Source organism: Glycomyces mayteni, assembly GCF_042428885.1.
Lineage (GTDB): Bacteria > Actinomycetota > Actinomycetes > Mycobacteriales > Micromonosporaceae > Glycomyces > Glycomyces mayteni.
The window spans coordinates 668,468-682,055 of the sequence record NZ_JBHMBP010000001.1; the positions used below are offsets into that span (position 1 = coordinate 668,468).

The window sequence follows — 13,588 nt, forward strand, 5'->3', positions numbered from 1 at the left end:
AGCACGTGGATGGTTGAGCATGAGCGACAACGGTTACCGCCCACCGCCGCCCGACGAGGGGCGGCCGCAGGGCCGGGCCTCCGGGCAGGCGCGCGGCTACGGCGCCGCCCCCGGCGGCGGTCCCCGCGAACCCGACTACGGGTGGGGCGGCGGACGCCAGCAGGGCTCCCCCCCGCAGGGCCACGGCCAGCAGCCTCCGCGCCGTCCGCAGCAGGGCTACGGCACGCCGCCCGCGGGCCAGGCCCCCGTCGGCCGCGGCTCCGCGTCGGTCGGCGGCGCGCGCCCCACCGGCTCGGCCTCGGTCGGCTCCGCCCGGCCCACCGGCTCGGCCTCGGTCGGCGGCTCCGGCCGCGCCTCGGTCGGCTCCGCGTCCGTGGGGGGCTCGGGCCGCGCGTCCGTGGGCTCCGCTTCGGTCGGGTCGGCCTCCGTCGGCTCCGCGTCCGTGGGCGCCGCCCGCATCAACCTCGACGAGGCCGACGCCCGCACCGGCCGCGCCGGGAACGGCGGCCGCCGCCGCGCCGGGAACGGCCCTCTGAACAAGGACGACCTCGAAGGCGCCAAGAAGAAGCGCAAACGCCTGGGCCGCAAGATGTTCGCGGCCCTCATCGCGATGGGCATCCTGTTCGTCGCCAGCGTGACGATCGTCGCCACCTACTTCTTCCAAAACACCCCCGACCTCCAGAACGTCTTCCGCAAGGGCGAGTCCTCCGCCTTCTTCTATGCGGACGGCACCCAGGCCGGCGCCTACGGCGACACCCTCCGCCTCCAGATCGACCCGGGCCAGGCCCCCGAGACCGTGACCGACTCGCTCGTGGCCCTTGAGGACCGCAAGTTCTGGGACCACGGCGGCGTCGACTACATCCGCACCATGGGCGCCCTGGTCAACAACCTCACCGGCGGCGACACCCAGGGCGCCTCGACCATCACCCAGCAGTACGCGGGCATGGTCCTCGACGCGCGCGACGAGATCTCGTACGACCGCAAGGCCCGCGAGGCGGCCCTGGCGATCAAGATGGAGTCCGAGTACGACAAGGACGAGATCATCACGGCCTACCTCAACATGGCCTACTTCGGCCGAGGGGCCTACGGCATCAAGGCCGCCGCGAAGAACTACTTCGACACCGAGCTCGACCAGCTCACCTACGGCCAGGCCGCCTACATCGTCATGCAGGTCAAGTCGCCCAACGGCTACTACGACCCGTACTACACCGACAGCTACGACGAGGGCGCGGCGAAGGCCCGCTGGGAGTTCACCATGGACGCCCTGCTGGAGACCGGCCAGATCAAGCAGGCCGACCGCGACGCGGCGACCTACCAGGACGTCATCGACAGCACGGACACCGACTTCAACGCGTCCGGGTCCTGGGGCGGCAACACCGACGTCGGCTTCATCATCAACGAGCTCGACGGGTACGTCTTCGACGAGCTCTACGAGCGCTACGGCATCACCAAGGACATGCTCAAGGGCGCCGAGGAGAGCGGCGCCGACGGCGGCTACTCGATCACGCTCACCATCGACCCGAAGGTGCAGACCTCGCTCAAGAGCACCGGCTCCCGCGGCGCCATCGCCGTGAAGACCGACGGCGACGGCAACCCCGTCGACAAGGACGGCAACGTCGTCACCGACGTCAACCAGGCCGAGCGCGACCTCACCGAGGACGGGTACGCCCAGTTCGTCAACGACAACGACGACGCCGCCCTCAAGGACTACGACGAGTACATGATGACGGCGATGGTCGCGATCGACCCGGACACGGGCGCGATCCTCGGCTACTACGGCGGCGACGACGGCTTCGGCGTCGACAAGGCCGGCGCGGAGTCCCCGCACCCGCCGTCCTCGACGTTCAAGATGGTCACCGCCGCCACCGCGATGGAGGAGGGCGACTCGGTCGACTCCTGGTTCAACGCCTCCTCGCCGCGCGAGTTCGAGTCGCTGACGCTCGACGACGTCGAAGAGTGCATCGGCGGCGGCACCTACCCGGACTGCACGCTGCGCAACGGCAGCCAGAACTCCAAGGTCGAGATGACGCTGACCGACTCGGTCCGCGAGTCGAAGAACACCCCGATGTACTCGATCGCGGAGGAGTACGGCGCGAGCACCATCCTCGACTACGCCGACCAGATGGGCCTGTCGGTCATGAACCAGGCCCGGTCCATCGAGGACGACAACGGCGAGATGCACGACGTCAGCATCAACTACCACATGACCGACAGCGGCACCTACACCCAGCACGGGACCGCGGTCGACTCCAGCAACAACCCGATCGTCGACGCCTCCGGCAACTGGGACGTCAACGCGGGCATCCAGGTCGACGCCGACTGCAACCCGATCGTGAACACCGAGGGTCGGTTCCTCTACGAGGAGAACCCGACCGAGTGCACCATCGGCGGCAAGGGCAACACCGACCCGTTCTACAACCACATCGCGTTCGGCCAGTACCCGACGAGCGTGCGCGACATGGCCTCGATCTACGCGACCATCGCCAACAACGGCGTCTACAACGAGTCGCACTTCGTCGCCAAGGTCGAGTACAAGGGCGAGGAGGTCCAGCCGACCAACGAGCTGACCCTCGACCAGCAGGTCATCGACGAGGCCGTCGCCCGCAACCTCCAGTGGATCGGCTCCGAGATCGGCGGTTCGTCCGACGTCGACCAGCTCCCCCGCGACTACTTCGGCAAGACCGGGACCTGGGAGGCCGGCGGCAAGGACAAGGACGGGAACGACTACCCGGACTCGTACAACGCGCACGCGTGGTACGTCGGGGCGATCCCGCAGCTGTCCATCGCCGCCTGGGTCGGGAACGTGACCTCCGAGTCCGACCCGATCGCCGACATCAACGGCGACCCGAACAACGTGTTCGGCTCCAACACCGCCTACCCGGTGTGGTTCACCGCGATGAGCCGCATCCTCGACGCCGAGGAGTGGGAGGTCGTCGACTGGGACGGCAAGGTCGAGGACCAGGGCAACGCCCAGAGCTGGGACATCGAGAAGGCCGGGGGCCCGATCGACGGCGGCGCGTTCTGCTCCAAGAACGCCGACGACCCGCTCTGCGCCGGACAGGCCGACGAGCAGGCCCAGGAGGACTGCGAAGCGGACGGCGGCACCTGGGACGGCGAGGCCTGCCAGCCCGGTGAGGAAGACGGCGATCCGGGCACGGACGATCCGACGACCGATCCCACCGGCGAGGAGTCCACGGGCGAGGAGTGCGGCGGCTGGCTCCAGCCGACCTGCCCCGAAGAGGAACCGAGCACGCCGACCGAGGAGGGCTCGACCAGCGAGCCCGACGAGGGCCGGGGCGGTTAGCTAGCGAGCCGGGGACGACCCTCGGCCAGTATCGGAGCGACGGGGGGATGGGCCACAATAAGGCCCATGCCGCCGTCTGCATCCGCACCGGGCCCAGCCCCGGACCACGCGCCGAACGATGCGCCGCCCCCCTCCGGGATCGAGCGCCCCGCCGGGGACCCCCCGGCCGCACCCACCCTCACCGACCGGGTCGCCCGGTTCGCCTCCGGCCTCATCGGCGGGCCGTTCGGCGAGCACGCCGCCGACCCGCCCCGCCGCACGTTCTGGATCCCGATCCGGGTCATCCTCCTCACCGGACTGATCGCGTTCGCGGTCAACTGGCTCCAGAAGTACCCGTGCTCGGCGGGCGGCTGGGTGGACTGGCAGCAGTACACCGGCGCCTGCTACACCGACATCCGCGCGCTGTGGGGTGCGGAGAGGCTCAACGAGGGCGCCGTCCCCTACCAGGACCACCCGGTCGAATACCCGGTACTGACCGGATGGTTCATGGGTGTGCTCGGGCAGATCGCCTACCGGATCGGCTCGGTCGCGAACACCGACGGCGGCCCGATCTTCTGGCACCTCAACGCGGTCGTGCTGTTCGTCTGCGGCGCCGCCGCCATCGCGGTCCTGCACCGCATCCGCCGCGACAACCGCCGCACCGACATCCCCGGCCCCAACCCGGACCCGGCGCTCGTCCACTCCCGGCCCTCGCGGCCGTGGGACGCGATGATGCTCGCCGCCGCGCCGGTCGTCCTCGTGACCGCCACCGTCAACTGGGACCTGTTCGCCGTCGCCCTGTCGATGCCGTTCTTCCTGTACTGGCAGCGCGGCCGCCCCGTCATGGCCGGGCTGTTCCTCGGCCTCGCCGTGGCCGCGAAGTTCTACGCGCTCCTGTTCATCGGCCCGCTCCTCATCCTGGCGCTGCGGCAGAAGAAGCTCCTGCCTGCGCTCCAGGCGTCGGCGACCGCGGCAGTCGTGTGGGCCCTCATCAACGGGCCCGTCGCGTACCTGTGGCCCGAGTCGTGGATGCGGTTCTTCGAGCTGAACTCGGAGCGGCCCGTCGACTGGGGCACCGGCTGGTACGTGCTCCGCGGGGTCACCGGCTGGGAGCGGCTCTGGGACTCCGAGTTCGTCAACGACATGTACCTGGGCCTGTTCGCCCTGTCCTGCCTGGGGATCGCCGCGCTCGGGTACTTCGCGCAGCGCCGGACCGCGGGCGGGGACTTCGGGCTCAAGACGCCCTCGACCGAGGACGTGGTGCCGCGCCTGGCGCAGCTGTGCTTCCTCGTGGTCGCGACGTTCCTGCTGTTCGGGAAGGTCTGGTCGCAGCAGTACGTGCTGTGGCTGCTGCCGCTGGCGGTGCTCGCCCGCCCCAAGTGGGGCTTCTTCCTGGTGTGGCAGGCCGCGGAGCTGTTCTACTTCTTCTCGTTCTACGGCAAGATGCTCCAGGTGTCGGCCGAGGACGGCCGGGGCATCCCCGAGGGCCTGTTCCTCGCCGCCGCGGCCTCGCGGTGGCTCGCCGTGGCGGTCATGTGCGCCCTCGTGGTGCAGGAGATCCTCATCCCGCGTCTGGACGCGGTGCGATCCCTTCCGAAGCGGCCCAGTCGAGGAGCGCCGCTTCAGCGTCCTCGCGGGGAAGCGGCCCCCGCTCCAGCCGCAGCTCCTTGAGGAACGCCCAGGCCCGGCCCACCTCGGGGCCGGGCTTCAGGCCCAGCAGCGCCATGATGGCGTTCCCGTCGAGGTCGGGGCGGACCGCGCGCAGGTCCTCCTCGGCCCGGATGCGGGCGATGCGGTCCTCGAACGCGTCGTAGTCGCGGCGCAGCCGCTCCGCCTTGCGGCGGTTGCGGGTCGTGCAGTCGGAGCGCACGAGCACGTGGAGCCGGTCGAGCTGGTCGCCCGCGTCGGTGACGTACCGGCGCACCGCCGAGTCGGTCCAGCCGCCCGCCTCGTCGTCGGCGTACCCGTAGAAGCGCAGGTGCAGCGAGATGAGCAGCGACACGGCCTGGATCTCGGCCTTGGGGAACTTCAGCTCCCGCATCCGCCTGCGCGCCAGGCGGGCCCCGGCGACGTCGTGGTGGTGGAAGGTGACGCCGCCGGCGGGCGCGACGTCCTTCGTCTCGGGCTTGCCGATGTCGTGGAGCAGGGCCGCGAGCCGCATGAGCAGGTCGGGGCCGTCGTCCTCCAGCGCGATGGCGTTGCGCAGCACCTGGAGCGAGTGCTCGTAGACGTCCTTGTGCTGGGCGTGCTCGTCGATCTCCATGCGCAGCGCGGGCAGCTCCGGCAGGAACTGCTCCGCCAGGCCCGTGTCGACGAGGATGCGCAGGCCCACGACCGGGTCGGGCGCGAGCATGAGCTTCACGAACTCGTCGCGGACGCGCTCGGCGGTGATGCGCGACAGCTCCCCCGCCATGCGGCGCATGGCGTCGAGCGTGTCCGGTTCGATCGCGAAGCCGAGCTGCGCGGCGAAGCGGGCGGCGCGCAGCATCCGCAGCGGGTCGTCGGCGAACGAGGACTCGGGGGACGCGGGCGTGCGGATCGTGCGGCGCGCGATGTCGGCGATGCCGCCGAACGGGTCGGCGAAGACGTGCCCGGGGACGGAGACGGCCATGGCGTTGACGGTGAAGTCGCGCCGCTCCAGGTCGTCTTCGAGGCGGTCGCCGTAGCGGACGACGGGGTTGCGGCCGACGCGGTCGTAGGCGTCGGCGCGGAACGTCGTCACCTCGACCTGCTCGCCGCGGAACATGCCCCCGACGGTCCCGAAGTCGGCGCCGGTGGTCCACACGGTGGAGCAGTGCGCGCGCAGGATCGCCTCGGTCGCGTCCGGGCGGGCGTCGGTGGTGAAGTCGAGGTCGCTCACGGCCCGGCGGAGCACCGCGTCGCGGACCGGGCCGCCGACCAGGTGCAGCTCATGGCCCTCCCGCTCGAACAGCCGACCCAGTTCATCGGCTATCGGCGGGACCGTGATTTCCTTACCGCTACTGTTGTCAGACATCGCCGGGCAAGCTTAGCGGAGAGTGCGAGAATGGCCGAACCTAGCGCGAGGCCGGGCCCCGGCCCGGACTACTCGCCGTCTGGCCCCGCCCCGGGCCGCCACCCCCACGCGAACCAGCAGTACGCGCGCCCCCTCACCGGCAACGGCTACGTCCCCGCGGGCCCGCCCGCCCCCGCGCCGCAGCAGCCGGTGCAGCCGCCGCAGCCGAAGGGCCGGAACGTGGTCCGCTCCAGCCTCCTCATGGGCGCCGGGTCCCTCGTCTCGCGCATCACCGGGTTCGGGCGCACCGTCGTCATCTCCGCGGCGATCGGCGCCGGGCTCCTCGGCAACTCGTACACGACCGCGCAGTACTTCCCGCAGATGATCTACGAGCTCGTCCTCGGCGGCGTGTTCGCGAGCATCATCATGCCCCTGTTCGTCAAGGCCCACAAGAACGACCCCGACGGCGGCGACGCGTTCGCGCAGCGCCTGCTCACCCTCGCGGCGCTCGTCCTCGGCGCCGCCGCGCTCCTGGTCACCCTCTGCGCCCCGCTCATCGCCCGCGCCATGGCCGAGCCGTCCCAGTACGGGCTCGTCACCGAGTTCTCGTACCTGATGCTCCCGGCGCTGCTCCTGTACGGCCTGTTCGCGGTCCTGTCGGGGGTCCTCAACTCCCGCGAGCACTTCGGCGCCCCCATGTGGGTGCCGATCATCAACAACCTCGTGGTCATCACCGTCGGCGCGGCGTTCTTCCTGCTGTACACGCGCGACGCGGTCCCCGGCCCCGGCGGCGAGCTGTTCGCCACCGCCGACCAGGTGACGAACGGAATGATCCTGCTCCTCGGCGGCGGCACCACCGCGGGCGTGCTCATCCAGGTCCTGTGCCTGGCCCCGGCCCTGCGCAGGGCCGGGTTCCGGTGGCGGCTGCGGTTCGACTTCAAGGCGCTGCCGCTGCGCGACATCCGCCGCATGGCCGCGTGGACGCTCCTGTTCGTCGTCGCCAACCAGATCGCCGTCATGGCCGTGATCAAGGTCGCGAACGCCGCGTCCGGGAACGCCGCCGACGACCAGTTCGTCCCCGGCACCACGGTCTACAACAACGCCTACCTGATGATGATGATGGCGCACGGGATCGTCGCGGTCTCGGTCATCACCGCGCTCATGCCGCGCATGACCCGCGCCGCCGACGACCGCCGCTGGTCCGAGCTGACCGAGCACCTCTCCTCCGGCATCCGCCTCGCGTCGTTCCTGCTCGTGCCGATCGCCGCGGCGTTCATCGCGCTCCACGAGCCGATCGCCCTCGCGATCTTCCAGTGGGGTGCCTACGACCACACGATGGCCGTCGCCACCGGGCAGGCCCTGCTCATGGTCGGCGTGGTCCTCATGCCGTTCTCGGTGTCCCAGCTGCAGATCTACGCGTTCTACGCGCAGACCGACACGCGCACGGTGGGACTGTTCAACCTCCCGGTCATCGCGATCCGCATCGGCGGGTACCTCCTCGCGTTCGCGTTCCTGCCCCTGGAGTGGGTCGTCGTCGGCCTCCTCGCCGCCAACGGGGTGTCCTACCTGGTCTCGCTGCTGCTGTCGATGAGCCTGCTGCGCAAGCGGGTCGGGCTCCTCGGGATGCGCAAGACCGCGTCGGGCCTGGTCCGAACCGGTGCGGCGGCACTGATCGCGGGCGGGGCGGCCTACGCCGGGTGGCTCGCGTGGCCCGACGTGTCCGGTTCCAAACTCGGGCAGCTCGGTGCGGCGATCGTCCTCGGGACCGCCCTGCTGGGCGTGTATCTCGCCGCCTGCCTGGTATTCCGCGTCACTGAAATGGCGTCGCTCCAGGCAACGGTGCGCGCAAGGCTGCGACGATGAGCCAAGTACGATCCATACGTGCATTCTGGTCTGAGACCAGTGGCCTCGGATCACCGGAAGACCCTGCACCGCGCTGAACCCGCATTCCTGAAAGACCCGACCGGCCGGCACGGCCCCTCCGCGGGGTCGGTCTGAGAGGGGAGGACCCCGCACCATGAGTTCTGCCGAAGTGCCGTCCGTTGGCGACCTGCTCGCGGAGCGGTACCGCCTCGAAGAGCACGTCGGAGGCGCGAACGGCCACCGCCAGTTGTGGCGGGGCGTCGACGTCCTCCTGCACCGCTCCGTCGCGGTCGTCCTGCGCTCCCCCGGCGGCGAGGACGCGGCCCCGACGATGACGGCCGCGGTGGCGGCCTCCCGCACCCACGTCGACTCCATGGTCGACGTGTACGACGCGGTCGACGAGGGACGCTTCGCCTACGTGGTGCGCGAATGGGTCAACGGCTCCTCGCTGCGCGGCGTCCTGGAGCGCCAGACCCTCGAAAGCGGGCACGCCCTCGAACTGGTCGCCTCGGTCGCCGACGCGGTCGCCGCCCTCCACGACGGCGGCGTCACCCACGCCGACCTCCAGCCCGGCTCGATCCTCCTCTCCGAGGACGACCGCGTCATGGTCACCGAGCCCCGCAACGAACCCGGGAACACGCAGGTCGAGGACGTGCGCGCCCTCGGCGCGACCCTCTACGCGTGCCTCACCGGCGCGTGGCCGCGCGTCGTCCCCGCCGAGAACACCGGCCTGCCCGACGCCGCGACCGACGAGTGGGGCCGCGTCCTCGACGCCGACAAGGTCGTCACCGGCCTGCCGCACCGGCTCGCGAAGCTCACCGCGGACCTCCTCGACCACTCGCAGACCCCGCCGTCGGCCGCGGAGCTCGCGGTCGAACTGCGCGCCCTCGCCGAGACCGGCGGGGCCGACCCCGTCCCGGCGCAGGCGACGAGCATCCTCGGCGCGATCAACCTCGGCCGCCGCGGCTCCGCCGACGCGTCCACCCCGCCAGCGGGCATGAAGCGCCTCGCGGTGATCGCGGCCGTCGCAGCCGCGGTCATCTTCGCGGCCGTCGTCGGCTCCGCGATCGTGTTCGGCGGCGACGACGACCCCGCGGGCGCCGACGACCAGGTCGCGGGCGAGGACACCGGCGCCGACCCGTCCACCGAGGACGACACCGAGATCGCCGCCCCCACCGAGGCCGAGATCACCGCCGACGACATCCGCGTCGTGGACCCGCCCGACGGCGACCGCAACCAGGGCGAGGGCGTCGAGGCCGCGTTCGACGGCAACGCCTCCACCGGCTGGTCCACGAACACCTACCGCAACGACCCCGCGTTCGGGAACCTCAAGCCCGGCATGGGCATCCTCATCGACCTCGGCGAGGCCATGGAGGTCGCGTCCGTGCGGGTCCAGATGACCAGCGCGGGCGCCACCGTGGGCCTGCTCGCGGGCGACGAGGACCCCGGCGACTCCTCCGAGGGCGACCAGGCGATCGTGGACGGCTTCGCGGAGCTCGCCCCGGCCGTCGAGGACGCCGACACCAACATCGAGATCCAGGCCGGCGGCCAGGCCACCCGGTACATCGTGGTGTGGGTGACCGAGCTGCCCCCGGCGTCCGGCGGGTACAAGCTGACGATCTCCGACATCAACGTGTTCGTCCGGTAGTCACCGTGCCCGGCCCCCTCAGCCCGCTGCCCGCCGACGGCCCCGAACCCGCGTTCGGGGGACCGCTCGGCGGCCCGGCGGACGGGGTGGGCGACGCCGAGCTGCTGCGCCGCCACGTCGGCGGCGACCGCGAGGCGTTCGGGGAGCTGTTCCGCCGCCACCGGGGCCGCCTGTGGGCGGTCGCGGTCCGCACCCTCGCCGACCCCGAGGACGCCGCCGAGGCCCTCCAGGACGCGATGATCAAGGCGTACCAGGCGGCGGGCTCGTTCCGGGGCGGCTCGGCGGTCACCACGTGGCTGCACCGCATCGTCGTGAACGCGTGCCTGGACCGCATCCGCGCGGCCGGGCGCCGCCCGACGGTCCCGCTCCCCGAGGACGGGCGCGAGCCGGTCCCGGCGTCGCCGCGCTCCGACGACCCGCAGCAGGCGGCCCTGCGCCTGAGCGTCCACCGGGCGCTCGCGGACCTGCCGTTCGAGCAGCGCGCCGTCCTCGTGTACATCGACATGCTCGGGTACCCGGTCGAAGAGGTGGCCGCGATCCTGAAGGTCCGGCCGGGCACCGTCAAGTCGCGCGCGTCGCGGGCCCGCAAGCGGCTCGCCGAGCGCCTGCCGGAGTTCCGCCCGGCCGGGAACCCGCCCGCCCAGCGCGGCGTCGAACCCGGAGCGGGCAGTCCCACCAGCCGAGAGGAGGGGAGCCGATGATCGGGCAGCCGCCCGGGGAGACCGGGAGCGAAGGCGGGATCGAGGCCGAGGTCGCGCGTGCGCTGCGGCGGGCCTCCGACGGCTACGGCGACCTCCCGGAGCAGGTCGGGCACCGCCTCGACCGCGTCCTGGACTCCCTCCCGTCCGCCGACACGCTCCGCAGCGCCGCCCGCGGGCCCGAGCGCGAGGGCTTCTTCGCGTCCCTCGCGGAGCGCCTGCGCCCCAAGCGGGTCCGGTACGCCATCGCCTCCGGCGCGGCCGCGGTCCTGGTGACCGTCGGCGCCGTCGCGGTGGGCCTCCAGGCGTTCACGGCCCAGGACGGGGAACAGGACGCGGGCCAGGTGTACGCCGAGGACGCGCCGCGTTCGGCGGGCGACGACGACTCCGCGGCCAGCGGCGAGGCGTCCCCCGAGTCCGACGGCGGCCAGTCCCTCAGCGAGGAGGGCGCCGACTCGGCCGAGACGGACGCGGAGATGGGCGTCCTCGATGTCGAGTCCTTCGCCTCCGGCACCGACTACTCGGCCTCCACCGACCTGCTCGCGGCCCTGCGCGGCCTCGGCGACCACACCGCGGACGGGGAGGTCCCGGCGGAGCTGGCGGACCTCGCCGCGGGCGGGGCGTTCTGGCGCGCGTGCGAGGACGCGATCGTCGAGGAGTACGAGAGCCTCCTCGTCGCGGTCGACTTCGCGCGGTACGAGTCGGCCCCGGCGATCATGGCGCTCCTGGTGTCCGACGAGGGCGAGATCGCGGTGGCCCTCACCCCGGCCTGCGCCGACGGGGTCGTCGAGGCGCTCGCCGTGCAGCCCTAGCGGAGGGGTGAGCTTCCCCACGATCGGGGAATGCGCCTGTCACACGGCCGCCACGGGTCCGCTCCGAGGAATTTCGGGTCAATAGGATGGGTTGAAGCTGTCAGCACCAGGGGAGCCGTCCCTGGAGCGCCGAACGACCACAGGAGCGACACCGGTGAGCGAAATCCGCGACGTCATCATCATCGGCTCGGGCCCGGCCGGGTACACCGCCGCGCTGTACACCGCGCGCGCCAACATGCGCCCGCTGGTGTTCGAGGGCTTCCAGTTCGGCGGCGCCCTCATGCAGACCACCGAGGTCGAGAACTTCCCCGGCTTCCCCGAGGGCATCATGGGCCCCGAGCTCATGGACCAGTGGCGCAAGCAGGCTGAGCGCTTCGGCGCCGAGCTCGTCTCGGACGACGTCACGCGCGTCGACCTCACCGGCGAGATCAAGAAGGTGTGGGTCGGCGACGAGGAGCACCAGGCGAAGGCCGTCATCCTCGCCACGGGCTCGGCGTACCGCCCCCTGAACGTCCCCGGCGAGAACGAGCTCATGGGCCGCGGCGTGTCCGCGTGCGCCACCTGCGACGGGTTCTTCTTCCGCGACCAGCAGATCGCGGTGGTCGGCGGCGGCGACTCGGCGATGGAGGAGGCCACCTTCCTCACCAAGTTCGCCTCGAAGGTCACCATCGTGCACCGCCGCGACGAGTTCCGCGCCTCCAAGATCATGGCCGAGCGGGCCCTGGCGAACCCGAAGATCGAGGTCGCCTGGAACTCCGCGGTCGAGAAGATCAACGGCGCCGACGGCAAGGTCGCCAGCGTCGACCTGGTCGACACCGTCACCGGCGAGACCCGGAACCTGCCCGCGACGGGCCTGTTCATCGCGATCGGCCACGACCCGCGCTCGGAGCTGTTCAAGGGCCAGGTCGAGCTCGACGAGTCCGGCTACGTCAAGGTCGCTGCACCCTCGACCAAGACGAACCTGGAGGGCGTGTTCGCCGCGGGCGACCTCGTCGACCACACCTACCAGCAGGCGGTCACGGCCGCCGGCACCGGCTGCTCCGCGGCGCTCGACGCCGAGCGGTACATCGCGGCCCTCGAAGACGCCGCCGTCGCGGCCTGACACCGACTCTCACCTGCTTCACATCACACAGGAGGATGCCCATGGGCGCCATCAAAGCCGTCAACGACGAGCAGTTCCAGGCCGAGGTGCTGGAAGCCGACAAGCCGGTGCTCGTCGACTTCTGGGCCGAATGGTGCGGCCCCTGCAAGAAGGTCGCGCCGGTCCTCGAAGAGCTGGCGACGGAGATCGACTCGATCGAGATCCGCAAGCTCGACACCGACGCAAACCCGGAGACCACCCGCAAGTTCGGGGTCATGAGCGTGCCGACGATGATCCTGTTCAAGGACGGCCAGCCCGCCCAGCAGCTCATCGGCGCCCAGCCGAAGGCGGCCATCCGCAAGTTCCTGGGCCAGTAGCGCTTCACCGAAGGGGGGACCGGGCCGCGGCTCGGTCCCCTCTTCGCGTGTTCAGAGGTCGCCGTCGCGCTGGAAGCCGGGGCGGTCGATGCGGTTGCGGCCGGTGGTCGGCTCGCCGAAGAACTTGTCGAGCTCGACGTCGTCGAGTTTGAACCACTCGACGGAGTCGCCGGGGGCCCAGTGCTCCTCGGCCTCGACGCCGCGGTCGATCGCCGAGCGCAGCTCCAGGCGCAGGCGCGGGTAGCGGGGGTCGAAGCGGACGGTCTTGAAGCCCACGGAGCGGTAGAAGTCGGCGGGCACCAGGCACGCCCCGGCCTCGCCGCGCGCGTCGCCGAAGGCCTCCAGGGCGTAGATGCCGCGCCGGGCCACGTCGGCGGCGACGGTCTGCACGAGCTGGCGGCCCAGGCCCGTCCCCGCGTACGCCGGGTTCACGTAGGCGGTCATGAGCAGAGCGGCATCGGGCGAGACGGGGCCCGAGGGGAACTCCATGGAGCGGGGCACGAACTTCGGGGACGCGTAGGTGACGAACCCGGCGACCGCGTCGCCCTCGTAGGCGATGCGCCCGCACCCGCCCCATTCGAGGAGCGTGTGCGAGAGCCACGCCTCTTTCTCGACGGCGGGCTCGCCCACGTCGCGCGCCGCCTCGGCGCACAGGGGCGACAGCTCCCAGAAGACGCAGGCGCGGCAACGCCTCGGGACTTCGTCCAAGGAGTCGAGTGTGAGGTTGACCATGCGCCGATGCACCCGTCCACACTACGTCGGCGAAGGGTCCACATGACGGAAAACACGCGCGGTCTGCGGTCCCTGTGCTAGTAGAGTGGGTCGATCACTGTCGACGAGGGCCATCAGAGG

10 protein-coding genes are annotated in these 13,588 nt (G+C 71.5%); 8 read left to right on the plus strand and 2 right to left on the minus strand.

Annotated elements, in window-relative coordinates:
- Positions 1-19 precede the first annotated feature (19 nt).
- On the plus strand, positions 20-3,304 hold the full coding sequence (locus tag ACFFXY_RS03170) for a transglycosylase domain-containing protein (RefSeq protein WP_382345789.1): 3,285 nt from the start codon (positions 20-22) through the stop codon (positions 3,302-3,304).
- A gap of 66 nt (positions 3,305-3,370) precedes the next feature.
- Entirely contained in the window at positions 3,371-4,954 is a 1,584-nt protein-coding gene (locus ACFFXY_RS03175; protein ID WP_382345791.1) for a glycosyltransferase family 87 protein, read from the plus strand.
- Here the strand turns inward: ACFFXY_RS03175 and ACFFXY_RS03180 are convergent.
- Positions 4,845-6,278, minus strand: a complete 1,434-nt coding sequence (locus ACFFXY_RS03180) for a CCA tRNA nucleotidyltransferase (protein WP_382345793.1) — start codon at positions 6,276-6,278, stop codon at positions 4,845-4,847. The two genes, ACFFXY_RS03175 and ACFFXY_RS03180, sit on opposite strands and share 110 nt — an antisense overlap.
- Before the next feature lie 30 nt (positions 6,279-6,308).
- On the opposite strand from ACFFXY_RS03180, the gene murJ reads away from it, so the two are divergent.
- From murJ to trxA, 6 genes are all read left to right on the plus strand, one after another.
- Positions 6,309-8,120, plus strand: a complete 1,812-nt coding sequence (gene murJ, locus ACFFXY_RS03185; RefSeq protein WP_382345795.1) for a murein biosynthesis integral membrane protein MurJ — start codon at positions 6,309-6,311, stop codon at positions 8,118-8,120.
- Between the two features lie 154 nt (positions 8,121-8,274).
- Complete coding sequence (locus ACFFXY_RS03190; RefSeq protein WP_382345797.1) at positions 8,275-9,768, plus strand: protein kinase domain-containing protein; 1,494 nt, start codon at positions 8,275-8,277, stop codon at positions 9,766-9,768.
- A 5-nt stretch (positions 9,769-9,773) separates the two neighbouring features.
- Positions 9,774-10,469, plus strand: a complete 696-nt coding sequence (gene sigM, locus ACFFXY_RS03195) for an RNA polymerase sigma factor SigM (RefSeq protein WP_382345799.1) — start codon at positions 9,774-9,776, stop codon at positions 10,467-10,469.
- The gene (locus tag ACFFXY_RS03200; RefSeq protein WP_382345801.1) at positions 10,466-11,278 is read left to right on the plus strand and encodes a hypothetical protein; all 813 of its coding nucleotides are present in this window, start codon (positions 10,466-10,468) and stop codon (positions 11,276-11,278) included. Before sigM ends, ACFFXY_RS03200 begins: the two co-directional genes overlap by 4 nt.
- Before the next feature lie 154 nt (positions 11,279-11,432).
- The gene (trxB, locus tag ACFFXY_RS03205) at positions 11,433-12,380 is read left to right on the plus strand and encodes a thioredoxin-disulfide reductase (protein WP_382345803.1); all 948 of its coding nucleotides are present in this window, start codon (positions 11,433-11,435) and stop codon (positions 12,378-12,380) included.
- A gap of 41 nt (positions 12,381-12,421) precedes the next feature.
- Positions 12,422-12,736: a thioredoxin gene (gene trxA / locus ACFFXY_RS03210; protein ID WP_106362859.1), complete on the plus strand. Its 315-nt coding sequence runs from the start codon at positions 12,422-12,424 to the stop codon at positions 12,734-12,736.
- A gap of 51 nt (positions 12,737-12,787) precedes the next feature.
- On the opposite strand, the gene ACFFXY_RS03215 is transcribed toward trxA, so the two are convergent.
- Positions 12,788-13,480 (minus strand): GNAT family N-acetyltransferase, encoded by a 693-nt coding sequence (locus tag ACFFXY_RS03215; protein WP_382345806.1) that lies wholly within the window; start codon positions 13,478-13,480, stop codon positions 12,788-12,790.
- Positions 13,481-13,588: the final 108 nt, after the last annotated feature.